Annotated in this window: 21 protein-coding genes and 1 tRNA gene; 15 read left to right on the forward strand and 7 right to left on the reverse strand. The window is 72.2% G+C overall.

Annotation, left to right across the window (positions count from 1 at the left end; translation table 11 throughout):
- Window positions 1–58: 58 nt before the first annotated feature.
- The gene (speB, locus tag ACWD4B_RS00500) at window positions 59–1,030 is read right to left on the reverse strand and encodes an agmatinase (RefSeq protein WP_358342621.1); all 972 of its coding nucleotides are present in this window, start codon (window positions 1,028–1,030) and stop codon (window positions 59–61) included.
- Between the two features lie 192 nt (window positions 1,031–1,222).
- Between speB and ACWD4B_RS00505 the strand changes: the two genes are divergently transcribed.
- Window positions 1,223–2,020: a phosphatase gene (locus tag ACWD4B_RS00505; protein ID WP_451418648.1), complete on the forward strand. Its 798-nt coding sequence runs from the start codon at window positions 1,223–1,225 to the stop codon at window positions 2,018–2,020.
- A gap of 22 nt (window positions 2,021–2,042) precedes the next feature.
- On the opposite strand, the gene tesB is transcribed toward ACWD4B_RS00505, so the two are convergent.
- The 3 genes from tesB to ACWD4B_RS00520 all read right to left on the reverse strand — a co-directional run bounded on the left by tesB (window position 2,043) and on the right by ACWD4B_RS00520 (window position 4,882).
- Window positions 2,043–2,930: an acyl-CoA thioesterase II gene (tesB, locus tag ACWD4B_RS00510; protein WP_336413334.1), complete on the reverse strand. Its 888-nt coding sequence runs from the start codon at window positions 2,928–2,930 to the stop codon at window positions 2,043–2,045.
- Between the two features lie 23 nt (window positions 2,931–2,953).
- The gene (locus ACWD4B_RS00515) at window positions 2,954–4,111 is read right to left on the reverse strand and encodes an acyl-CoA dehydrogenase family protein (protein WP_451418649.1); all 1,158 of its coding nucleotides are present in this window, start codon (window positions 4,109–4,111) and stop codon (window positions 2,954–2,956) included.
- Between the two features lie 147 nt (window positions 4,112–4,258).
- Window positions 4,259–4,882, reverse strand: coding sequence for an SACE_7040 family transcriptional regulator (locus ACWD4B_RS00520; RefSeq protein ID WP_336413332.1), 624 nt, complete (start codon window positions 4,880–4,882; stop codon window positions 4,259–4,261).
- 91 nt (window positions 4,883–4,973) lie between these two features.
- Here ACWD4B_RS00520 and ACWD4B_RS00525 point away from each other — a divergent pair, with 91 nt between their 5' ends.
- From ACWD4B_RS00525 to glmS, 7 genes are all read left to right on the forward strand, one after another.
- Window positions 4,974–6,605 carry a carboxyl transferase domain-containing protein gene (locus tag ACWD4B_RS00525; RefSeq protein ID WP_451418650.1) on the forward strand — a complete coding sequence of 544 codons (1,632 nt, stop codon included), beginning with the start codon at window positions 4,974–4,976 and terminating at the stop codon, window positions 6,603–6,605.
- 17 nt (window positions 6,606–6,622) lie between these two features.
- Window positions 6,623–8,650 carry an acetyl/propionyl/methylcrotonyl-CoA carboxylase subunit alpha gene (locus ACWD4B_RS00530; protein WP_451418651.1) on the forward strand — a complete coding sequence of 676 codons (2,028 nt, stop codon included), beginning with the start codon at window positions 6,623–6,625 and terminating at the stop codon, window positions 8,648–8,650.
- Window positions 8,647–9,585 (forward strand): hydroxymethylglutaryl-CoA lyase, encoded by a 939-nt coding sequence (locus tag ACWD4B_RS00535; RefSeq protein ID WP_451418652.1) that lies wholly within the window; start codon window positions 8,647–8,649, stop codon window positions 9,583–9,585. Before ACWD4B_RS00530 ends, ACWD4B_RS00535 begins: the two co-directional genes overlap by 4 nt.
- 9 nt (window positions 9,586–9,594) lie before the next feature.
- Window positions 9,595–10,755 carry an acyl-CoA dehydrogenase family protein gene (locus ACWD4B_RS00540; protein WP_451418693.1) on the forward strand — a complete coding sequence of 387 codons (1,161 nt, stop codon included), beginning with the start codon at window positions 9,595–9,597 and terminating at the stop codon, window positions 10,753–10,755.
- A 58-nt stretch (window positions 10,756–10,813) separates the two neighbouring features.
- Entirely contained in the window at window positions 10,814–11,722 is a 909-nt protein-coding gene (locus ACWD4B_RS00545) for a DUF4429 domain-containing protein (RefSeq protein WP_451418653.1), read from the forward strand.
- A gap of 86 nt (window positions 11,723–11,808) precedes the next feature.
- Window positions 11,809–12,084, forward strand: coding sequence for a hypothetical protein (locus ACWD4B_RS00550; RefSeq protein WP_336413327.1), 276 nt, complete (start codon window positions 11,809–11,811; stop codon window positions 12,082–12,084).
- 104 nt (window positions 12,085–12,188) lie between these two features.
- On the forward strand, window positions 12,189–14,009 hold the full coding sequence (gene glmS, locus ACWD4B_RS00555; RefSeq protein ID WP_451418654.1) for a glutamine--fructose-6-phosphate transaminase (isomerizing): 1,821 nt from the start codon (window positions 12,189–12,191) through the stop codon (window positions 14,007–14,009).
- A gap of 378 nt (window positions 14,010–14,387) precedes the next feature.
- Here glmS and ACWD4B_RS00560 read toward each other — a convergent pair whose 3' ends face one another.
- Window positions 14,388–14,909: a universal stress protein gene (locus tag ACWD4B_RS00560; protein ID WP_336413325.1), complete on the reverse strand. Its 522-nt coding sequence runs from the start codon at window positions 14,907–14,909 to the stop codon at window positions 14,388–14,390.
- A 409-nt stretch (window positions 14,910–15,318) separates the two neighbouring features.
- Here ACWD4B_RS00560 and ACWD4B_RS00565 point away from each other — a divergent pair, with 409 nt between their 5' ends.
- The 4 genes from ACWD4B_RS00565 to ACWD4B_RS00580 all read left to right on the forward strand — a co-directional run bounded on the left by ACWD4B_RS00565 (window position 15,319) and on the right by ACWD4B_RS00580 (window position 18,254).
- Entirely contained in the window at window positions 15,319–15,651 is a 333-nt protein-coding gene (locus ACWD4B_RS00565; protein ID WP_451418655.1) for a hypothetical protein, read from the forward strand.
- Between the two features lie 368 nt (window positions 15,652–16,019).
- Window positions 16,020–17,372, forward strand: a complete 1,353-nt coding sequence (locus ACWD4B_RS00570; RefSeq protein WP_451418656.1) for a helix-turn-helix domain-containing protein — start codon at window positions 16,020–16,022, stop codon at window positions 17,370–17,372.
- A gap of 5 nt (window positions 17,373–17,377) precedes the next feature.
- Entirely contained in the window at window positions 17,378–17,983 is a 606-nt protein-coding gene (orn, locus tag ACWD4B_RS00575; protein ID WP_451418657.1) for an oligoribonuclease, read from the forward strand.
- A 198-nt stretch (window positions 17,984–18,181) separates the two neighbouring features.
- A tRNA-His gene (locus ACWD4B_RS00580) sits at window positions 18,182–18,254 on the forward strand.
- Window positions 18,255–18,323: 69 nt separating this feature from the next.
- Here the strand turns inward: ACWD4B_RS00580 and ACWD4B_RS00585 are convergent.
- Window positions 18,324–18,884, reverse strand: coding sequence for a CAP family protein (locus ACWD4B_RS00585; protein ID WP_451418658.1), 561 nt, complete (start codon window positions 18,882–18,884; stop codon window positions 18,324–18,326).
- Window positions 18,885–18,969: 85 nt separating this feature from the next.
- Window positions 18,970–20,028 (reverse strand): LacI family DNA-binding transcriptional regulator, encoded by a 1,059-nt coding sequence (locus ACWD4B_RS00590; RefSeq protein WP_451418659.1) that lies wholly within the window; start codon window positions 20,026–20,028, stop codon window positions 18,970–18,972.
- 201 nt (window positions 20,029–20,229) lie between these two features.
- Between ACWD4B_RS00590 and ACWD4B_RS00595 the strand changes: the two genes are divergently transcribed.
- Genes ACWD4B_RS00595 through ACWD4B_RS00605 form a run of 3 tightly spaced genes read left to right on the forward strand, consistent with a single transcriptional unit; the run spans window position 20,230 to window position 23,393 of the window.
- Entirely contained in the window at window positions 20,230–21,528 is a 1,299-nt protein-coding gene (locus ACWD4B_RS00595; protein ID WP_451418660.1) for an ABC transporter substrate-binding protein, read from the forward strand.
- The gene (locus ACWD4B_RS00600) at window positions 21,525–22,532 is read left to right on the forward strand and encodes a carbohydrate ABC transporter permease (protein WP_451418661.1); all 1,008 of its coding nucleotides are present in this window, start codon (window positions 21,525–21,527) and stop codon (window positions 22,530–22,532) included. The genes ACWD4B_RS00595 and ACWD4B_RS00600 overlap by 4 nt, the downstream gene beginning before the upstream one ends.
- A 3-nt stretch (window positions 22,533–22,535) precedes the next feature.
- Entirely contained in the window at window positions 22,536–23,393 is an 858-nt protein-coding gene (locus tag ACWD4B_RS00605; RefSeq protein ID WP_451418662.1) for a carbohydrate ABC transporter permease, read from the forward strand.
- Window positions 23,394–23,419: the final 26 nt, after the last annotated feature.

Raw genomic sequence — 23,419 nt, forward strand, 5'->3', positions numbered from 1 at the left:
GGGCCTTTGTCGCAAGGCCCGTCAGGACTGACGCCGTTTTAGCGCCGGAGCAGGAACCTCACCCCCGGGCAGCAGCGATCTGACGGGACATGATCGTGGTCAGCTCGTAGGCGGTGTGCGACGCGGCCACGGAGGTGATCTCCGCGTGGTCGTACGCCGGGGCCACCTCGACCAGGTCGGCGGAGACCAGGTGGCAGTCGGCGAGCCCGCGGATGATCTCCAGCAGCTCGCGGGAGGTCAGACCGCCGGCCTCCGGGGTGCCGGTGCCCGGGGCGTGGGCCGGGTCCAGGACGTCGATGTCGATCGAGATGTACAGCGGGCGGTCGCCGATGCGCTGGCGCAGCTGGTCGGCGACCTCGTCCACGCCGCGGCGCATGACGTCGGCGGACGTGACGATGCCGAAGCCCATCTTGGCGTCGTCGTCCAGGTCCTTCTTGCCGTACAGCGGGCCGCGGGTGCCGACGTGGGAGAGCGCGGAGGTGTCGAGGATGCCCTCCTCGACGGCGCGGCGGAAGGGGGTGCCGTGGGTGTACTCGGCGCCGAAGTAGGTGTCCCAGGTGTCCAGGTGCGCATCGAAGTGCAGCAGGGCCACCGGGCCGTGCTTCTTGGCGACCGAGCGCAGCAGCGGCAGGGCGATGGTGTGGTCGCCGCCGAGCGTCATCATGCGCGCGCCGGTGCCGAGGATGTCGTCGGCCGCGGCCTCGATCGTCTCGACGGCCTCGTCGATGTTGAACGGGTTCGCGGCGATGTCGCCCGCGTCCGCGACCTGCGCCAGGGCGAAGGGGGAGGCGTCCTGCGCCGGATTGTACGGGCGCAGCAGGCGGGAGGCCTCGCGGATGGCGTTGCCGCCGAAGCGGGCGCCCGGGCGGTACGAGACACCGGTGTCGAAGGGCACGCCGACGACGGCGACGTCCGCGGTGCCGACCTCGTCCAGGCGGGGCAGCCGGGCGAACGTCGCGGGGCCCGCGTAGCGGGGGATGCGGGAGGAGTCGACAGGGCCGCGCGGTTCACGGGGGGCGGGGGTGCTCATGCTGGGGCCTCTCGGGATCACGGACGGGTCACGGTCGCGTCGATGTGGTCACGTTCGCATCAACGTCGGGGCGGCCGCGGTGGCCGTACCCGAGGGTAGGCAGGGAGCCTGGTTCCGCACATGTACGGATTGCAGGGTCCGGAACATCCATATGGACACCACGTCCATCGCACGCCGGGGGAGAATCACCACATGCCGAGCACTCCGACCACGCCGATACCCAGCCGCAGCGAACTGATCGACCACCTCGTCCGCACCCGCATCGCGGGCGCCGTCGCGACCCCGCGCGAGAACAACCTCGACCACTACCGAAAGCTCGCGCAGGGCGACCGCAATCACTGGTTCGGTCTGGAGCTCGGCGACCGCTGGACGGACGAGCAGGACGTCCTGGCCGTCATGGCCGAGCGCTGCGGCGTCAGCGACGACCTCGAACACCGCTCCGGGCAGGACACGATCGACCCGGAGCTCACGGTCGCCGCCCTGGAGCGCATGGCCATAGTGCTGCGCAAGGCCGCCGAGAGCCGCCTGAGCGTGCTGCTCGCCACCGGCCACCCGGGCGGCCTGCTGGACGTCCACCGCGCGACGGCCGCCGCACTGCGGGCGGCCGGCTGCGAGATCGTCGCCATCCCCTTCGGGCTGCGCGCGGACGACGGCAACGTGTACCAGGTCGCGGACGTGGCGGTCTACGAGCGCGGGGCGTCGCTGTGGCACACGCACTCGCCGCACCCGATGGCGGCGATCCTGGACGGCCTCGCGGCCGGGGGACGGCCGCTGCCGGACCTGGTGGTCGCCGACCACGGCTGGGCCGGGTGCGCGGCGCAGCGCGGAGTCGACGCGGTGGGGTACGCGGACAGCAACGACCCCGCGCTGTTCCTGGCGGAGGCGGAGGGGACGCTGCAGGTGGCGGTGCCGCTGGACGACCACGTGGCGGACCCGCGGTTCTACGAGCCGATGACCGCGTACCTGCTGGGGGCGGCCGGGCTGGTGTGACGGCGCAGTGCCTCGCGGCGCATCACCCGCGGGGCACCCGCACCACGCCCTCCTGGATCACCGAGACCGCCAGCCTGCCGTCCGCCGTGAAGATCCGGCCCCTGGCCAGGCCCCGGCCGCCCTGGGCCGTCGGGCTCTCCTGGTCGTACAGCAGCCACTCGTCCGCCCTGAACGGCCGGTGGAACCACATCGCGTGGTCCAGGCTCGCGCCGACGACGTCGCCGACCGCCCAGCCGCCGCGTCCGTGCGCGAACAGCACGGAGTCCAGCAGCGTCATGTCGGAGACGTAGGTCGCCAGGCAGACGTGCAGCAGCCAGTCGTCGGTCAGTTTGCCGTTCGTCCGGAACCACACCTGCGACTTCGGCTCCCGCACCTCCCCCACGCTGGCGAACGGCGGTGCGTCGACGTAGCGCAGGTCCACCGCGTCCCGCGTCTCCAGGATCCGCTGCACGATCTCCGGGCCGCCCAGCAGATCGGTGTAGGCGGGCAGCATCTCGGCGGCCGTGGGGAGGGACAGCGGGTCCGGCGCCGCGGGCATGGGCTCCTGGTGCTCCAGGCCCTCCTCGTACGTCTGGAAGGAGGCCGACAGGTGGAAGATCGGCTGCCCGTGCTGCACGGCGACCACGCGCCGCGTGGTGAAGGACCGCCCGTCCCGGATGCGGTCGACGGTGTAGACGATCGGCGCGGCCGGATCTCCGGGCCGCAGGAAGTAGGAGTGCAGGGAGTGCGCGGGCCGGTCGGCCGGCACCGTGCGCCCTGCGGCCACCAGCGCCTGCGCGGCGACCTGTCCGCCGAACACCCGTGGCACGAGGGTGGGATGGCTGGTGGTCCCGCGGAATATGTTCTCCTCGATCTTCTCGAGGTCGAGCAGGCTCAGGAGCTCGTCCAGCGGTGTAAGGGGCTCGTTCATTGGGCCGGTGGTCCTTACAGGCCTTACAGGCCCATTGATTTGGCGACGATGGAGCGCATGACCTCGCTCGTGCCGCCGTAGATCCTGCTGACGCGGGTGTCCGCGTACAGACGGGCGATCGGGTACTCCATCATGTAGCCGTATCCGCCGTGCAGTTGGAGGCACTTGTCGATGACGACGGCCGCGCGCTCGGTGGTGAAGAGCTTCGCGGAGGCCGCATCGGCGGCAGTCAGCTCGCCCGCGTCGTGTGCATCCAGGGCGCGGTCGACGACCGCCTGCATCGCATCGACCTCGGACTTGCAGTCGGCGAGCACGAACTTGGTGTTCTGGAAGGACGAGACGGTCTTGCCGAACACCGTGCGCTCCCGCACGTAATCGGTCGCGAACCGCACGGCCGCGGCGGACTGCGCGTACGCGCCGACGGCGATGCCGAGGCGCTCCTGCGGCAGGTTGTGGGTGAGGTACTCGAACGCCCTGCCCTCCTCGCCGAGGCGGTCACCGACGGGCACCACGACATCGGTGAAGGAGAGTTCGGCCGTGTCGGAGGAGTGCAGGCCGAGCTTCTCGAGCTTGCGGCCGACCGCGTAGCCCTCGGAGGTGGCGTCGACGACGAGGATGGAGATGCCGCCGCGCCGGTCCTCGGGCGTGGCGGGAGCGGTGCGGGCGCAGACGAGGACCCGGTCGGCCTGGACGCCTCCGGTGATGAAGGTCTTGGCGCCGTTGAGCACGTAGTGCGTGCCGTCGGCGGAGAGCTTGGCCGTGGTCCGCATGCCGGCCAGGTCGGAGCCGGTGCCGGGTTCGGTCATGGCGATGGCGGTCATCATGTCGCCGGAGACGAACGAGGGCAGCCAGCGCCGCTTCTGCTCCTCGGTGCCGTAGGCGAGGAGGTACGGCAGGCAGAGCGCGGTGTGCACGCTGCTGCCGCCGAAGCTGACGCCCGCACGGGCGCACTCCTCGGTGATGACGGCCTGGTACTTGAAGCTCGCCTCGCCCGCTCCGCCGTACTCCTCGGGCACCTGGATGCCGAACACGCCGAGTGCGCCGAGCTTCTTGTAGAACTCGCGCGGCACGGCGCCGGCTTCGCGCCACTGCTCGTAGGACGGGACGACCTCGGCGGCGATGAAATCGCGGATGGTCTCGCGGAACGCCTCGTGGTCCTCGTTGAACACCGTGCGACGCATCATCGCCTCCCCGGCTGCTGCACAGCTGTATAAGCGCTTGCTCAGCCAGAAGCTACTCGGGCGTCACCGGACCTGTCCAGATCCGATTGCTCCGTGGCCCGATCGGCGCCCCTGTCCGGATCGCCCCCGCCTGTCCGGCCGGGCCGGTCAGTCCGAGAGGGCCGCCAGCGCCCCCAGCGCGAGGCGGCGCAGCAGGGCGGCGGTGGCCGCGCGGCCGGGCAGGGCGCCGGGGCGGCCGAGGTGCGGCGTGGAGTTGAGGAGCCCGAACACGGCGTGCACGGCCGCGCGGGCCTCGGCCTCCGCTGCACCCGGGTGCAGCTCGCGCACGACCCCGACCCAGAGCTCGACGTACTGGCGCTGGAGCGAGCGCACCAGCTTGCGGTCGCTGTCGCGGAGCTGGCCCAGCTCGCGGTCGTGGAGGGTGATCAGCGCCCGGTCGTCGAGGGCGAAGTCGATGTGGCCGTCGATCAGCGAGTCGAGCACGGCAGCCGGGCCCGCACCGGCCTCCGCCGCCTCGGCGACACGCTCCCGGCCGCCGGCGAAGAGCCGCCCGCTGATCCCGACCAGCAGCTCGGCGAGCATCGCGTCCTTGCCCGCGAAGTGCCGGTACAGCCCGGGGCCGCTGATGCCGACCGCCGCCCCTATCTCGTCCACGCCGACGCCGTGGAAGCCGCGCTCGGCGAAGAGCCGGGCGGCCTCCTGGAGGATCCGCTCCCGGCGCGTGGGGACCGGGGCGACGACGGACTGGGCTCGAGTTGCTGCTTCCTTCACAAGGCAATTCTAGACAGCCGGGTTAGCGCGCGTTAACGTGGGGAACAGAGATGTTAACGCTCATTAACACGAGCAAGGGGGCTCGAGGACGATGCAGCAGGCACCGGTGCTCGGAAGCGCCGCAGATCCGGCGTCCGACGCCTGGCGGGCCAACGAGGCCGCGCACCACGAACTGGCCGAGCAGCTGCGGCAGAAGCTCGCCGCGGCCCGGCTGGGCGGCGGCGAGAGGGCCCGCGAGCGGCACACCGCACGCGGCAAGCTGCTGCCGCGCGACCGGGTGGACGCTTTGCTGGACCCCGGCTCGCCCTTCCTCGAGCTCGCCCCGCTCGCGGCGGACGGGATGTACGAGGGGGCGGCCCCGGCCGCGGGCGTGATCGCGGGCATCGGGCGGGTCTCGGGCCGCGAGACGGTGATCGTCGCCAACGACGCCACGGTCAAGGGCGGCACGTACTACCCGATGACGGTCAAGAAGCACCTGCGCGCCCAGGAGATCGCCCTGGAGAACAGGCTCCCCTGCCTGTACCTGGTGGACTCGGGCGGCGCCTTCCTGCCGATGCAGGACGAGGTCTTCCCCGACCGCGAGCACTTCGGCCGGATCTTCTACAACCAGGCGCGGATGTCGGGAGCCGGGATCCCGCAGATCGCGGCGGTGCTGGGTTCCTGCACGGCGGGCGGCGCCTATGTCCCGGCGATGAGCGACGAGGCGGTGATCGTGCGCGGCCAGGGCACGATCTTCCTCGGCGGCCCGCCCCTGGTGAAGGCCGCGACGGGCGAGATCGTCACGGCGGAGGAGCTCGGCGGCGGGGAGGTCCACTCCCGGGTCTCCGGCGTCACCGACCACCTCGCGGAGGACGATGCGCACGCCCTGCGCATCGTGCGCACCATCGTCTCGACGCTCGGCGACCGCGGCCCGCTGCCCTGGTCGGTGGAGCCGGCGGAGGAGCCCAAGGCCGATCCCGCCGGGCTCTACGGAGCGGTGCCGGTGGACTCGCGGACACCGTACGACGTGCGCGAGGTCATCGCGCGTGTGGTGGACGGCTCCCGGTTCGCCGAGTTCAAGGCCGAGTTCGGGCAGACGCTGGTGACGGGCTTCGCCCGGATCCACGGCCACCCGGTCGGCATCGTCGCCAACAACGGCATCCTCTTCTCCGAATCCGCCCAGAAGGGCGCCCACTTCATCGAGCTGTGCGACCAGCGCGGCATCCCGCTGGTCTTCCTGCAGAACATCTCGGGCTTCATGGTCGGCCGGCAGTACGAGGCGGGCGGCATCGCCAAGCACGGCGCAAAGATGGTCACCGCCGTCGCCTGCACCCGGGTCCCGAAGCTGACCGTCGTCATCGGGGGCTCGTATGGCGCGGGCAACTACTCCATGTGCGGGCGCGCCTATTCGCCGCGCTTCCTGTGGATGTGGCCCAACGCGAAGATCTCGGTGATGGGCGGCGAGCAGGCGGCCTCCGTCCTCGCCACCGTCAAGCGCGACCAGTTGGAGGCACGCGGCGAGGAGTGGAGCGCGGACGAGGAGGAGGCGTTCAAGGCCCCGGTCCGCAAGCAGTACGAGACCCAGGGCAGCGCCTACTACGCCACGGCGCGGCTGTGGGACGACGGCGTCATCGACCCGCTGGAGACCCGCCAGGTGCTGGGCCTCGCGCTCACCGCGTGTGCCAACGCCCCGATCCCCCCTCGAGACCCGGCCGCCCCCGGCTACGGCGTCTTCCGCATGTGAGAGGACACGGACCCACCATGTTCGACACCGTACTGGTCGCCAACCGGGGCGAGATCGCCGTGCGCGTCATCCGTACGCTGCGGGATCTGGGCATCCGTTCCGTCGCGGTCTTCAGTGACGCGGATGCGGACGCCCGCCACGTCCGGGAGGCCGACATCGCCGTGCGGATCGGCCCCGCCCCGGCGTCCCAGAGCTATCTGTCCATAGAGCGCCTGCTGGCGGCCGCCGGGCGCACGGGCGCCCAGGCCGTCCACCCCGGCTACGGCTTCCTCGCGGAGAACGCCGCCTTCGCCCGCGCCTGCGCCGATGCGGGGCTGGTCTTCATCGGGCCGCCCGCCCCGGCCATCGAGCTGATGGGCGACAAGATCCGCGCCAAGGAGACGGTGCGCACGGCAGGCGTTCCCGTGGTGCCGGGCTCCTCCGGCAGCGGGCTCGGCGACGCCGAACTGATCGCCGCAGCAGGGGAGATCGGCATGCCGGTGCTCCTCAAGCCCTCGGCGGGCGGCGGCGGCAAGGGCATGCGGCTCGTCCGCGACGAGGCGCTGCTCGGCGAGGAGATCGCCGCCGCCCGGCGCGAGGCGCTCGGCTCGTTCGGGGACGACACCCTGCTCGTCGAGCGCTGGGTGGACCGCCCGCGGCACATCGAGATCCAGGTGCTGGCGGACGGCCACGGCACCGTCGTCCACCTCGGCGAGCGCGAGTGCTCCCTGCAGCGTCGGCACCAGAAGATCGTCGAGGAGGCGCCCTCCCCGCTGCTGGACGAGGCGACGCGGGCCGCCATGGGCGAGGCCGCGGTCCAGGCCGCGCGCTCCTGCGGCTACACGGGCGCGGGCACGGTGGAGTTCATCGTGCCGGGCGGCGATCCCTCCTCCTACTACTTCATGGAGATGAACACCCGCCTCCAGGTCGAGCACCCGGTCACCGAACTCGTCACCGGGCTGGACCTGGTGGAGTGGCAGATCCGGGTCGCCTCCGGCGAGCCCCTCGGCTTCGGCCAGGAGGACGTGACGCTCACCGGGCATGCGGTGGAGGCGCGGATCTGCGCGGAGACGGCGCGGGTGAGCGGCGAGCGCGTCGACTTCCTGCCGTCCGCCGGCACGGTGCTCGCCCTGAACGAGCCGTCGGGCGAAGGCGTCCGGGTGGACTCCGGACTCGCGCCCGGCAGCGCCGTGGGCACGGCCTACGACCCGATGCTCGCGAAGGTCGTCGCGCACGGCCCGGACCGGGAGACGGCACTGCGAAGACTGCGCGGGGCGCTGGCGGAGACCGCCGTGCTCGGGGTGGACACCAACGCGGGCTTCCTGCGCAGGCTGTTGGAGCATCCGGACGTGGTGTCCGGCGCGCTCGACACGGGGCTGGTCGACCGGGAGGCCGCGGCACTCGTCTCCGCCACGGTGCCGGACGAGGTGTACGTGGCGGGTGCGCTGCTGGCGCAGGTGCGGTTGTCCCCCGCGGACGACGGGCGCTGGGTGGACCCCTTCTCGGTCCCGTCCGGCTGGCGCCTGGGCGGCGAACCCGCCTGGACGGCACACCACTTCCGCGTTCCGGGCCACGCCCCGGTGACGGTCCGCGTGCGCGGCACGGACGTCCTCCTGGACGACGCGCCGCTCGGCGGCGCCAGGCTGCTGCCCTCTCCGCGGCCCGGGGAGCTGAGCCTCGAACTCGACGGTGTCACCCATGTGTTCACCCGCGCCCCCGGCCCGGAGGGCATCTGGCTGGCCCGCCGGGGCGACACCTGGCACCTCACCCCGCACGACCCCGTCGAGGCCACCGGCGGCGCGGCGGCCGCCCACGCCGGCACCCTCACCGCCCCCATGCCCGGCACCGTCACCGTGGTCAAGGCGGCCGTGGGGGACAGGGTCACCGCGGGGCAGGGCCTCCTCGTCGTCGAGGCGATGAAGATGGAGCACCTCGTCTCCGCCCCGCACGACGGCACCGTCACCGAGCTGGACGTCACCGCGGGCAGCACCGTCGCCATGGACCAGGTGCTGGCGGTCGTCGCCCCGGAGCAACCGGAACAAGGGGAACAAGGGGAAGAGTCATGATCAGCGGACTGCCGATGACCGTTCCGGACCCCGCCCTCCCGGACCGTATCCGGATCCACGAGGTGGGCCCCCGCGACGGCCTGCAGAACGAGAAGGCCGTCGTCCCGGCGGAGATCAAGGCGGAGTTCATCCGCCGCCTCGCCGCCAGCGGCCTGTCCGTCATCGAGGCGACCAGCTTCGTGCACCCGAAGTGGGTGCCGCAGCTGGCCGACGCCGAGCAGCTGATGCCCATGCTGGCGGACGTCCCGGCCCGGCTGCCGGTCCTCGTGCCCAACGAGCGCGGCCTCGACCGCGCCCTCGCCCTCGGCGTCCGCGAGGTCGCGGTCTTCGCCAGCGCCACGGAGTCCTTCGCCAAGGCCAACCTCAACCGCACCGTGGACGAGTCGCTGGAGATGTTCGCGCCGGTCGTCGCGCGGGCCCGGGAGGCGGGCGGCAGCGTGCGCGGCTACCTCTCGATGTGCTTCGGCGACCCCTGGGAGGGCGCCGTCCCCGTCGACCAGGTGGTCCGCGTGAGCCGCCGCCTGCTGGACCTCGGCTGCGACGAGCTGAGCCTCGGCGACACCATCGGCGTCGCCACCCCGGGCCACGTCGCGGCCCTGCTGACCGCGCTCGGCGAGGCCGGGGTGCCCGTCGGACGGCTCGCCGTGCACTTCCACGACACCTACGGCCAGGCCCTCTCCAACACCCTCACCGCCCTGCGGCACGGGGTGACCACCGTCGACGCCTCCGCGGGCGGCCTCGGCGGCTGCCCCTACGCCAAGAGCGCCACCGGCAATCTCGCCACCGAAGACCTCGTCTGGATGCTGGAGGGCCTCGGCATCTCCACCGGGGTCGACCTCGGCCTGCTCACCGCCACCAGCGTGTGGATGGCCGCCCACCTGGGACGGCCCAGCCCGTCCCGCACCGTCCGCGCCCTCTCCCACCAGGAGCACTGAGTCATGTCGCTGGACCACCGTCTCACCCCCGAGCACGAGGAACTCCGCCGCACCGTCGAGGAGTTCGCACACGACGTGGTCGCCCCCAAGATCGGGGACTTCTACGAGCGCCACGAGTTCCCGTACGAGATCGTGCGGGAGATGGGCCGCATGGGCCTGTTCGGGCTGCCCTTCCCCGAGGAGTACGGCGGCATGGGCGGCGACTACCTCGCCCTCGGCCTCGCCCTGGAGGAGCTCGCCCGGGTGGACTCCTCGGTCGCGATCACCCTGGAGGCGGGCGTCTCGCTCGGCGCCATGCCCGTGTACCGCTTCGGCACGGAGGAGCAGAAGCGCGCCTGGCTGCCGAAGCTCTGCACCGGCGAGATGCTGGGCGCCTTCGGTCTCACCGAGCCGGGCGGCGGCTCGGACGCGGGCGCCACCCTCACCACGGCCCGGCTGGACGAGGCCACGGGCGAATGGGTGATCAACGGCACCAAGTGCTTCATCACCAACTCCGGCACGGACATCACCGGCCTGGTCACGGTCACCGCCGTCACCGGCCGCAAGCCGGACGGCCGCCCGGAGATCTCCGCCATCATCGTCCCGTCCGGCACCCCGGGCTTCACGGTCGCGGCGCCCTACTCCAAGGTCGGCTGGAACGCCTCCGACACCCGGGAGCTGTCCTTCTCCGACGTCCGGGTCCCGGCGGCCAACCTGCTGGGCGCGGAGGGGCGCGGCTACGCCCAGTTCCTGCAGATACTGGACGAGGGGCGGATCGCCATCTCGGCGCTGGCGACGGGTCTGGCCCAGGGCTGCGTGGACGAGTCGGTGTCGTACGCGAGGACGCGCGAGGCGTTCGGCAGGCCGATCGGGGCCAACCAGGCCATCCAGTTCAAGATCGCGGACATGGAGATGCGGGCGCACACGGCCCGGCTCGCCTGGCGGGACGCGGCCTCCCGGCTGGTCCACGGCGAGCCGTTCAAGAAGGAGGCGGCGCTGGCCAAGCTGTACTCCTCGGAGATCGCGGTCACCAACGCCCGCGAGGCCACGCAGATCCACGGCGGCTACGGCTTCATGAACGAGTACCCGGTGGCCCGGATGTGGCGGGACTCCAAGATCCTGGAGATCGGCGAGGGCACGAGCGAGGTCCAGCGGATGCTGATCGCCCGGGAACTGGGGCTCACGGACTGACGGTTCGGCGGTTCCCGGACGGTTCGTGCCGGGCGGGCCTGCTGGGAGAATTGCCCGCATGGTTGAAATCCTTCAGAAGGACGGCACTTGGGCGTTCGAGGGTGATGCGATACGCATCGTCCCGGGCTGGGACAAGGGGGTGCACGCCGCGCGGCAGACGCTCGGCGAGCTGACCGTGCCGCTGACGGCCGTGGCAGGCATCTCCTTCGAGCCGGGCCGCAAGGGGGGACGGCTGCGCCTGCAGCTGCGCCCCGGTGCCGACCCGCTGTCCCGGGCCACCAGCGGCCGGCTGCCGGACGCCGCCGACCCGTTCCAGCTGACGGTCGACTCCTCGGGTGCGGACGTCGCCGGCTACCTGGTGGACGAGGTCCGTCAGGCACTGCTGCTGGACCAGGTGCCCTCCGGCCCGGTGGACCGCTATCTGCTGCCGGGCCCGGCCGTGCCGCTGTCGGTGTCCGCCGGTGACGGCACCGTCCACTTCGACGGCGAGCACGTCCGGCTGGAGTGGGGCTGGAAGACGGACGAGGACAAGCGGACGGCCGGCCCGACCGTGCTCCCGCTGGCGGAGATCCGCGCCGTGGAGTGGCGGCCCTCGGCCGGCCTGGAGAACGGCTGCCTCCGGTTCACCACCGCCGGCGGCCCAAGCAGGCTCCCGGCCAAGCGGGATCCGCACGCCGTGGAGCTGTACGGCTTCAAGAAGGACCCGCTGATGGCGCTGGTCGCCGCGGCGGTCACCGTCCGGCTGCCGCATCCGTCGGGCGGAGCGGAACCGGCCGCCCCTCTTCCGGCGTCCTCTCCCGTGCAGCAGCTCGAAGGTGCCGCACCCGCGGCCCCGGCGGCCGAGCCCGGCGCCGATCACGACACTCTGCTGCGCCGCCTGCGCGAGCTGGGTGAGCTGCATCACGCGGGAGTCCTCACCGACGAGGAGTTCACCGCCGCGAAGCAGGCCATACTTCGTCGCTTCTGACCGTTTCCTTTGCACTTCGACTGCAGTCCTGCCCGATTTCGGGCAGGATTCTTGCGAAAGACGTCGGCACCCCTCAGTATCGACGGGTGCTCGAACGCCGCATGACCCACGACGACCTGGTCGACCACCTGATGCGCAGCACATCGCTGCAGCGCGGTGAAGCCGCCCGGGTGGTGCTGGACGTGCTGGCGTACTTCGACGAGACGACCGAGGAATTCGTCCGCCGCCGCCACCGCGAACTGCAGTCCGGCGGCATGACGAACGCAGACATCTTCGAGCGGATCGCGGCCGAGCTGCCGCACAGGGCGGTGGCGCCGCCCGAACTCTCGCTGCGGCAGCTGCGCCGCATCGTCTACGGCTGAGTGCACAGCGGCCCGCACGCCGCACCGCCGCCACGGCAACCGCCGTCGCCCGACGTCATCGTCGCCACCGGGCACCACTGATCGCTTACCTGGGAGGGTCACTTATGTGCGGAATCGTCGGATACATCGGAAAGCGTGATGTCGCACCGCTGCTCCTCGAAGGCCTCCAGCGCCTGGAGTACCGCGGCTACGACTCCGCCGGCATAGCCCTGCACGCGAGCGGCAAGACCGGCGGCCTGAAGGCGGCCAAGGCCAAGGGCCGCGTCCGCGAGCTCGAGTCCCGCCTGCCCAAGCGCTTCAACGGCACCACCGGCATCGCCCACACCCGCTGGGCCACCCACGGCGCCCCGAACGACGTGAACGCGCACCCCCACCTGGACGCCGACGAGAAGGTCGCGGTCGTCCACAACGGCATCATCGACAACGCCGCCGACCTGCGCACCCGGCTGACCGCCGAGGGCTTCGTCTTCGTCTCCGACACCGACACCGAGGTGCTCGCCCACCTCATCGGCCGCTCCAAGGCAGGCACCCTGGAGGAGAAGGTCCGCGAGGCCCTGCGGCACATCGAGGGCACCTACGGCATCGCCGTGCTGCACGCCGACTTCCCGGACCGCATCGTCGTCGCCCGCAACGGCTCCCCCGTGGTGCTGGGCATCGGCGAGAAGGAGATGTTCGTCTCCTCCGACGTCGCCGCCCTGGTCAGCCACACCCGCCAGGTCGTCACCCTGGACGACGGCGAGATGGCCACCCTCAAGGCCGACGAGTACCGCACGTACACCACCGAGGGCTCCGCCACCTCGGCCCAGCCGACCACCGTCGAGTGGGAGGCCGAGTCGTACGACATGGGCGGCCACGACACGTACATGCACAAGGAGATCCACGAGCAGGCCGACGCCGTGGACCGCGCGCTGCGCGGCCGCATCGACGACCGCTTCTCCACCGTGCACCTCGGCGGCCTCAACCTCGACGCCCGCGACGCCCGCGCCGTGCGCCGCGTCAAGATCCTCGGCTGCGGCACCTCGTACCACGCCGGCCAGATCGGCGCCCAGATGATCGAGGAGCTGGCCCGGATCCCCTCCGACGCCGAGCCCGCCTCCGAGTTCCGCTACCGCAACCCGGTCGTGGACCCCGACACCCTCTACATCGCGGTGTCCCAGTCCGGTGAGACCTACGACGTCCTCGCGGCCGTCCAGGAGCTCAAGCGCAAGGGCGCCCGCGTCCTGGGCCTGGTGAACGTCGTCGGCTCGGCGATCGCCCGGGAGACCGACGGCGGCATCTACGTGCACGCCGGCCCCGAGGTCTGCGTCGTCTCCACCAAGTGCTTCACCAACATGGTGGTCTCCTTCGGCCTGCTCGCCCTGCACCTGGGCCGCATCCGCGACCTGTCCGTCGCCGACGGCAAGCGGATCATCGAGGGCCTGCGCAAGCTCCCCGCCCAGATCTCCGAGATCCTGGCCAACGAGGAGCAGATCGAGAAGCTGGCCGCGGAGTACGCCGACGCCAAGTCGATGATGTTCATCGGCCGGGTCCGCGGCTACCCCGTCGCCCGTGAGGCCTCGCTGAAGCTCAAGGAGGTCTCGTACATCCACGCCGAGGCCTACCCGGCCTCCGAGCTCAAGCACGGCCCGCTGGCCCTGATCGAGCCCGCGATGCCGACGGTCGCGATCGTGCCGGACGACGACCTGCTGGAGAAGAACCGCGCCGCGCTGGAGGAGATCAAGGCCCGCAGCGGCCGCATCCTCGCCGTCGCACACCGGGAGCAGGAGAAGGCCGACCACACCATCGTGGTGCCGAAGAACGAGGACGAGCTGGACCCGATCCTCATGGGCATCCCGCTCCAGCTGCTCGCCTACTACACGGCGAAGGCCATGGGCCGCGACATCGACAAGCCGCGCAACCTGGCGAAGTCCGTCACGGTCGAGTAGCCACCGGACCGGCCCCGCACGGGGCCATGAACTCTCGTACCTGTCCGCACCTGTCCGCGACAGGTCCGAGAAGGACGGTCCTCCCCGCGCGTGCCACCACGCGCGCGGGGAGGACCGCCTCCCCTGTGCCGGCGTCGCCCTCGCGCCGGCGGTGATGCCGCCGGGGCCCGGGAACCGTCACCTCCCGTCCGGCAGCACGCAAGCGTCCTGTTGACGGATGCCTACCCCCCGGAACGGCGCCTGCCACCTCTGCGCCCGGGTGGATTCCGGAACCCGTCGGAAACCCCCGTCGGAAACCACTGCCCCTCCCCCGCCCTCATGTCGCCGACGGCATGGGGGAGTTGACGTTTCCGCAGGGAATGACAAGCGGCGCACCGCTCAGGGAATGACCACCACCGGGCGCTGTGCGCGCCGCGCCAGCCGCCCCGCCACCGAGCCGAAGATCCGGCCCACCAGGCCGTGCGTGGAGCCGACGACGATCGCGTCCGCCGCGTACTCCCGCCCGACTTCCTCCAGTTCGTGGCAGATGTCCCCACCACGCTCCACCAGGATCCACGGCACCTCGGACAGGTGGTCCGCACAGGCCAGTTCGAGGCCGAGGACCTCGGTGCGGTGGTCGGGAACGTCCACGAAGACCGGCGGCTCACAGCCCGCCCAGACGGTCGTCGGCAGCCGGTTGGCCACGTGGACGATGATCAGCCCCGAGCCGGAGCGCCGGGCCATCCCGATTGCATACGCAAGCGCTCGCTCGCTCGACATGGAGCCGTCGAAGCCCACCACGACGCCGTGCTGGAATGCCGGATCGCAGGAATGACGTGTTTCTTCCGCCGCTTCGGGATTCGCCATCTGATCGGCGATCCGCTTGCGGTCCGCGGGTTCGGAGAATTCGTGACCGGCCATCGGTGTCTCGGCGAAGAAGTCCTCGGACGGAGGGATCGGCAGTGGGCTGGTTGAAGTTGTCGACAGAGCTGAGGGGCGCTGCCCGCAGATGGATCATGGACGGCAAAATCCGTCCGGGATTCATCTTTTCAAGTGCTTACCCCCAGGGTACGGCGCCACTCCCCGCCTGCCCAGATGCCTGCGGATGATGCACGCCCCCCGGAACCGGCCGTTCGGCACCGGGTCCCGCCGTACGGAACCGCGGCACCCGGCGCCCTTGGCCAAGGCGCTCGGGCTTCCCCGGAGCATGCACGAGGGCGGCGCGCAGCGCAATGGGCCGGGCTTCCCGGAGATGCCCGTGTCCCCAGTGACCCGGGCGGCGGGAGCGGCGTTGTAGTACCGCCAGCAGCCGCCACCAGGGAGCCGCTCCGTGCCCGGAACCCGTGACCGCACCCGCGACGACGACGCCGAGGGGGAATCCCCCGATCCGGTGAGCGACGTCGTGCGCTGGGCGGCCTTCAGCTGCGCCCTGGTCCCGGTCGTTCTGCTGATGTGCGGTCAGTCCTTCGGCGGTGCGGTCGGCAGCGCGGCCGGGCTGGTGGCCCTCACCTGCGTCTGCCACGCCCTGCTGCGCCAGGCCGAGCGCACCGCCGCGCGGGTCGCCGCGGACCGGACCGCGCCGCACCGCGGACGGCACGGCAGGACGGGCGCCGGCACGCACCGGGGCGCACGCCATCCGGGCACCGGACAACCCGTCGACTGACGCTCTCGTACGCCTGCACCCGTAGGTTTTCAGCCAACTTCAGGCCGAACTCCCCACCTTGGCCGCAGCCACTCCCAACAGCCGGTCGACCAGCAAGGAAAGGACCGCTGAGGGCGGTTGCCGCCTACGCTGTGTGGGCAGGCGCGGGAGGCGTACTTTTCACCGAGCCCTGCAAGTGCAACGCTTCGTGATCGAACGCTTCGCGCCAAGTTGTCATGTCGACATAGAGCCGGGTGGTGAACTGGTCACCGCGTCTCCATGCGACGCAGTAGATTCGATCTTGGCCATGACCGGCGGGGGAACCGTTCAGGACCGAGGGGAAACGTGCAGGACCGAGAGGACTCGACCGCCGAGGGGGGCTTAGCGCCATGAGCCAGGACTCCACGACCGTACCGGAGACCGCGCGCAAGCTCTCCGGACGCCGCCGCCGGGAGATCGTCGCCGTGCTGCTTTTCAGCGGCGGCCCCATCTTCGAAAGCTCCATCCCGCTCTCCGTGTTCGGAATCGACCGACAGGACGCGGGAGTTCCCCGCTACCGATTGCTGGTGTGCGCGGGCGAAGATGTGCCATTGCGAACGACCGGCGGCTTGGAATTGACCGCACCGTACGGCCTGGAGGCACTCTCCAGGGCCGGCACCGTCGTCGTACCGGCCTGGCGGTCGATCACTCAACCGCCGCCCGCCGCCGCACTCGACGCACTGCGCCGTGCCCATGAGGAGGGCGCCCGCATCGTGGGGCTGTGCACCGGTGCCTTCGTACTGGCCGCGGCGGGGCTGCTCGACGGCAGGCCCGCCACCACCCACTGGATGTACGCGCCCACGCTCGCGAAGCGCTATCCGTCGGTCCACGTGGACCCGCGGGAGCTCTTCGTGGACGACGGCGACGTACTGACGTCCGCGGGCACCGCGGCAGGCATCGACCTGTGCCTGCACATCGTCCGCACCGACCACGGAGCCGACGCGGCGGGGGCCCTGGCCCGGCGTCTCGTCGTGCCGCCGCGCCGCAGCGGAGGACAGGAGCGCTACCTCGACAGGTCTTTACCGGAGGAGATCGGTGCCGACCCGCTCGCCGAGGTCGTCGCCTGGGCGCTGGAGCACCTCCACGAGCAGTTCGACGTGGAGACCCTGGCCGCCCGTGCCTATATGAGCCGTCGCACCTTCGACCGGCGGTTCCGTTCGCTCACCGGGAGCGCTCCCCTGCAGTGGCTGATCACTCAGCGGGTGCTCCAGGCGCAGCGGCTCCTGGAGACCTCGGACTACTCCGTGGACGAGGTCGCCGGGCGCTGCGGCTTCCGCTCGCCCGTGGCCCTGCGCGGTCACTTCCGCCGGCAGCTGGGGTCCTCCCCCGCCGCCTACCGGGCCGCCTACCGGGCGCGCCGCCCGCAGGCCGGTGCGGACGGCAGGCCGGAGCGGAGCGAGCGGCCGGAGCGGGGAGACCGCGGCGAGCGGTTCGACCGGCCCGAGCCGGTCGAACCCCGGCCGGGGGATCCCTCGCTGGTGGCGATGCGGCGGGCGGCCATGGCCACCACGGCGCACGTCGTCACCGGGGCGCCCCTGGGAGCTCCGCCGCCCCATGGGGGGCATAGCAGACATACGGGACACATCATTCATGACCCCGGTTCCGCCGGGGGTCATCTCGCCGGAGGTCCGGAGCCGGGCAAGCCCGACACCGACCTCTACACTCCGCGCCTGCCCGGTCAGCGGGAGCGCCCCGTAGGGTGAGATGCATGAACGATCGCATGGTGTGGATCGACTGCGAGATGACCGGGCTCTCGCTGTCGGACGACGCACTCATCGAGGTGGCCGCACTGGTCACCGACTCCGAGCTGAACATCCTCGGCGACGGCGTGGACATCGTGATCCGCCCGCCCGCCGAGGCCCTCGCCACCATGCCCGAGGTGGTGCGCCAGATGCACACGGCCTCCGGGCTGCTGGCGGAGCTGGACGGCGGGACCACGCTCGAGGAAGCCGAGCAGCGGGTCCTGGCGTACATCCGCGAGCACGTCCCGGAGCCGGGCAAGGCCCCGCTGTGCGGAAACTCGGTCAGCACCGACCGCGGTTTCCTCCTGCGGGACATGCCCGCACTGGAGGGCCACCTGCACTACCGGATCGTGGACGTCTCCTCGGTGAAGGAACTGGCCCGGCGCTGGTTCCCGCGCGCGTACTTCAGCAGTCCCAAGAAGAACGGCAACCACCGGGCGCTCTCCGACATCCGCGAGTCGATCGCCGAGCTCCGCTACTACCGCGAGGCGATCTTCGTGCCGCAGCCCGGCCCGGACTCGGACACCGCGAAGGCCATCGCGGCCAAGCACGTCCTGTCCGCCGAGGCCTGACCGCTCCGCGGGGTGCGGCTGCTCCGCGGCTGCGGGTCGGCCGTGGTCGACCGCGCAGTTCCCCGCGCCCCTCACGGGGCGCGGGGAGAGTGACGCAGGTCGCTCCCGATCATGGTGGAAGCCGGGAGCGAGCACCCCTCCGGACCCTGTACACTTTTTCTCGGCCGGTGGGAAACACGGAAACAAACGCCGGACGTGGTGGGTATAGCTCAGCTGGTAGAGCACCTGGTTGTGGTCCAGGATGTCGCGGGTTCGAGTCCCGTTACTCACCCTGAAGCCGAAGGGCCCGGTCTGCGGAAGCAGACCGGGCCCTTCGGCGTTGCACGGAGCCGACGGGCCGTCACTTCCGCGGGAGGACGTTCTCCCGGAAGGCCCCGTCCACATTGCCCGGCGGGGCGAACGCGAAGACCACGTAGCTCTCGGTGCGGCCGCCCGCCCGGCCGCTGACCCGGGCGGCGCCGAGCCGGTCCGAGGCCTTCCACACCAGCTGGGTGAAGTCGCCGGTGGCCGCGCTGAAGCCCGGCTTCCGCCAGTCGTACGAGCGCGCCTCGGCGTACCAGGTCTCGACGGCCTGTGCCGCGCCCGCGGCCGGGGCACGCTCGGTCCCGGCGGACGACCAGAAGAGGTCCTCCCCCAGCCTCGGGTCCGCCCCCTCGGTGCTCAGCTGCCCGGGGGCGCCCCGGGAGATCTCCCGGGCGCGCTTCCTGGCGTACGCGGTGAGGGCGGGGTCGAGCGCCAGGGGCGGGACCCCGTGCTGCGCGCGGTGGCGGTTGGCCGCGGCCACGGCCTCCTTGAGGAACCCGCCGTCCGTGGTGTCCGGCAGCGGCGGGCGGGCCGTGGCCGGGACGGCCGGCGCGGTGAGCGCCAGGACGGCGGCGGGCAGCAGCAGTTTCTTCCACATGTCCCCGACCCTGCCCGCCCGGACGGCTCCCCGCCGGTTGCCCGGCGGGGCGTTCACCCGGATTGACCGCCGGGCCGACGGGGCGTCAGGACGATTCCCGCACGATCAGTTCGGTGGGCAGGACGATCCGGGGGCCCGCCGGTGCCGCGGGGTCCTGGATCCGGGAGAGCAGGACCGCGGCCATCGTGCGGCCCACCGCCTCGGTCGGGCGGCGGACGGTGGTGAGCGGCGGGTCCGTGTGGCGCGCGACGGCGGAGTCGTCGAAGCCCGCGACGGCCACGTCGGCGGGGACGCGGCGGCCGCGGGCGCGGAGCACCTGGAGGGCTCCGGCGGCCACGGCGTCCGAGGCGGCGAGGACCGCGTCCAGGCCGGGGCGCCGGTCCAGCAGGGCACGCATGGCGCGGCGGCCGCCGGACCCGGTGAGGGCGGCGCGCTCGACGAGGGCGGCGTCCGGGGCGGAGCCGAGCGCCTGCCGGCAGCCGTCGAGGAGACGCCGGGCCGCGTCCGTCCCGGGCGGGCCGGCGATGACGGCGACGGTACGGCGGCCGCGGGCCAGCAGGTGGCCGAGCGCGGTCCGGGCGCCGCCCGTGTCGTCGGAGTCCACGCACGTCAGCGGCAGGCCGGCGGGCCTGCGGCCGGTGAGGACGGCGGGCACGCCGAGCTCCGCGATCAGGCCCGGCAGGGGATCGTCGTCGTGGACGGAGACCAGCAGCACGCCGTCCACGCGCCGCGCGGCGAGCTGGTCCGCGCAGCGGCGGCCCTCCTCCGGGCCGCGGAGGAGGGTGAGTTGCAGCTGCAGGCCGCTGTCGGCGAGCCCGGAGCCGACGCCGCGCACGAGGTCGGCGAAGTACGGGTCGGCCGGCAGGCCCGCTCCGGGCTCGGGGAGGACGAGGGCGACGGCGTCCGCGCTGCCCGCCGCAAGGGCACGGGCAGCGCGGTTGGGTATGTAGCCCAGATCCGCGACGGCCTGCTCGACGGCAGCGCGGGTGCGGTCGCTGACCCGCGGCGAGCCGTTGATCACCCGGGACGCCGTGCCCCGGCCCACACCGGCGCGGGCCGCCACCTCCTCCAGGGTGGGAACGGTACGGCGCGGGCCGCCGCCGGCGGTGTCCGTGCTGCGGGCTGTCTCTCCGGTCCGGGACATCGGGCGCCTCCATGGCACGTCGCGCGCCGCGTCCTTGACACTCCGCCAGGTTGCGGCAACGCTTCGACTTGTCGTTCTGGGAGCGCTCCCACCGTACTGCTGACCCATCGGGCAGGCCCTGAGACCTCCGCGCCCCTCCGGATCCACCCGACAAGAAGCCCGACGCCCCGCTCCGGCACGGCAGTTGACCGGGAGGACGCGATGCCCCGTACCCGCACCGCCGGCCGCATCCGCCGTGCCGCGGTGGCGGCCGTGGTGCTCGGCGCGGTCCTGCTCGCCGGCTGCGCACGCCACGGCGACGGGGCCGGGAGGACCACGGTCACCATCGGCACGTACGGCATCTTCGGCTACAAACAGGCCGGTCTCTACCGGGAGTACGAGCAGCTGCACCCCGATGTCGTCATCAAGGAGAGCGTGGTCGAGCGCAACGACACCTACTATCCGCAGCTCCTCACCCACCTCGCGGCCGGCAGCGGGCTGGCGGACATCCAGGCCGTCGAAGTGGGCAACATCCACGACGTGGCCACCGGGCAGGGCGACCGCTTCGAGGACCTGTCCCGCGCACCGGGCGTCCGCCGGAGCGACTGGCTGGACTGGAAGTGGGCGCAGGCCACCACCCCCGGCGGCAGGACGATCGGCCTCGGCACGGACATCGGCCCCATCGCCGTGTGCTACCGCAAGGACCTCTTCCGGCAGGCCGGGCTGCCCACGGACCGGGCGGCCGTCGGCAGGCTGTGGGCCGGCGACTGGCAGAAGTTCATCGACACCGGCAGGGCGTACATGCGCCACGCCCCCGCAGGAACCGTCTTCACCGACTCGGCCGCCGGGGTCTACAACGCGTCCGTCCACGGTTATGCCGAGCGCTACTACGACCGGCGCGGCAGGCCCGTCTACCGCAACAGCCCGGCCGTCACCGCCTCCTGGGACCTGGCCATGCAGGCGGCGCGCGGCGGACTGACCGCCCGGCTGCGGCAGTTCGAGAAACCCTGGGACCAGGCGTTCGCCAACGGCCGCTTCGCCGCCGTGGCCTGTCCGCCGTGGATGCTCGGCTACATCAAGGAGAAGTCCGGAGACGCGGGCCGGGGCGCGTGGGACATCGCCGCCGCACCGCGGCCCGCGAACTGGGGCGGCTCGTTCGTCACCGTGCCGAAGGCCGCGCGGCACAAGGCCGCCGCGATCGCCCTCGCCGTCTGGCTGACCGCGCCGGACCGCCAGGCCTGGCTCTTCGCGCGGCAGGCCGCCGTCCCCTCCACCCCGGCCGCGTACGCCATGCCGGAGGTCGGGAACGCCCGCAACCCCTACTTCGGCGACGCACCCGTCGGCGCGATCTTCGCCGCCGCGGCCAGGGGCATTCCGACCCTCCTCTTCGGCCCCATGGAGCAGCAGATCGGGACGGCCTTCACCGACGTGGGCATCCCGCAGGCCGAGCAGCAGGGCAAGCCGCCCGCGGAGGCCTGGAAGGCAGCACAGAAGGAGATCGAGAACGCGGTGGACGAATGACGGCCACGACCGCAGCGGTCGAGGACCCGGAGGCACGGCCGCCCGGACCGCGCGACGGCACCCGCGCCCCCCACAGCACCCGGCGCCCGTCGGCCCCTTGGCGCAGTCGGCTGCACCGCTGGGACGTGCGCTACAGCCCGTACGCCTTCGTGGCGCCGTTCTTCCTGTTCTTCGCCGCATTCGGACTCTTCCCCCTCCTCTACACGGGCTGGGCCTCCCTGCACCGCGTGGAGCTCACGGCGCCGGACCACGCGACCTGGGTCGGACTGCACCACTACACGCGACTGCTGGGCAGCCCGTTCTTCTGGAACGCCCTGCGCAACACCCTCACCATCGGACTCCTGGCGACCGTGCCCCAGCTGCTGATGGCCCTGGGCCTCGCCCAGCTGCTGCACTACCGGCTGCGCGCCGCCACCTTCTGGCGGGTCGCGCTGCTGACCCCGTATGCCACGTCGGTCGCCGCGGCCACACTCGTCTTCGTGCTGCTCTTCGGGCGGGACTACGGGATGGTCAACTGGGCACTGGGCACGGTGGGTCTCGGACCCGTCGACTGGCAGAGCGGCACGTGGAGTTCACAGATCGCGGTCTCCTCGATCGTCGTCTGGCGGTGGACGGGCTACAACGCGCTGATCTATCTGGCGGCCATGCAGGCCGTCCCGGACGAGCTCTACGAGTCCGCCGCGCTGGACGGGGCCTCGCGCAGGCAGCAGTTCCTGCACATCACGGTGCCGATGCTGCGGCCGACGATCCTGTTCACCGTGGCCGTCTCCGCCATCGGGGCCACCCAGCTCTTCGGCGAGCCCCTGCTGTTCGGCGGGGCGGCCGGGCAGAAGGGCGGGGCCTCGCACCAGTTCCAGACGCTGGGGCTCTACCTCTACGAACAGGGCTGGTTCGACTTCCACCTCGGGCGTGCCTCGGCCGTCGCCTGGACGATGTTCCTGATCCTGCTGCTGATCGCGGCAGGACAACAGGCGGTCGCCCGGCGGCTGCACAGGGGCGGGTGAGCCGTGTCGCCCCGTACCCGGACGCCCGGGAACCGCGCCGGACGGCAGCTGCACGGCGGGCCGTTCGCGTACACCGTGCTCGCCCTCTGCACCGCCGGCTCCCTCTTCCCCCTGCTCTGGACGGCCGTCGCCGCCTCGCACGACAACACGCGGCTGGCCAGGACGCCGCCGCCCTTCTGGTTCGGCGGCAACCTCGGCAGGAACCTGCGCTCGGCCTGGACCGATGCCGGCCTGGGCCTGGCGCTGGGCAACACGCTGCTGGTGGCCGGCAGCATCGCGCTGGGCACGGTGCTCTTCTGCACCGTCGCCGGCTTCGCCTTCGCCAAGCTGCGGTTCCGCTTCCGCGGGCCGCTGCTGGCGCTGGTGATCGGCACGATGATGGTGCCGCCCCAGCTGGGCGTGATCCCCCTCTTCATGATCGTCGCCCGCCTGGGGTGGACCGACCGGCTCCCGGCCGTGGTGATGCCGACCCTCGTCAGCGCCTTCGGGGTGTTCTTCATGCGGCAGTACCTGGTGGAGGCGCTGCCCACCGAGCTGATCGAGGCCGCCCGCGTCGACGGCGCGAGCAGCCTGCGCATCGTGCGGCACGTCGTCCTCCCCGTGGCCCGGCCGGCGATGGCCGTGCTGGGGATGCTCTCCTTCGTCCAGGCGTGGAACGACTTCTTCTGGCCCGTGATCGCACTGACCCAGGAGAACCCCACCGTGCAGGTGGCCCTGACCGGGCTCGGCCGCGGCTACGTGCCGGACCAGGCCGTGGTGATGGCCGGCGCGCTGCTGGGCACCCTGCCGTTGCTGCTCGTCTTCGCCGTCTTCGGCCGGCAGATCGTCGGCGGCATCATGCGCGGCGCGGTCAAGGGTTGACGCCCCGTGAACTCCCATGTGTCCGT

It is taken from the genome of Streptomyces sp. NPDC002536, from assembly GCF_053594995.1.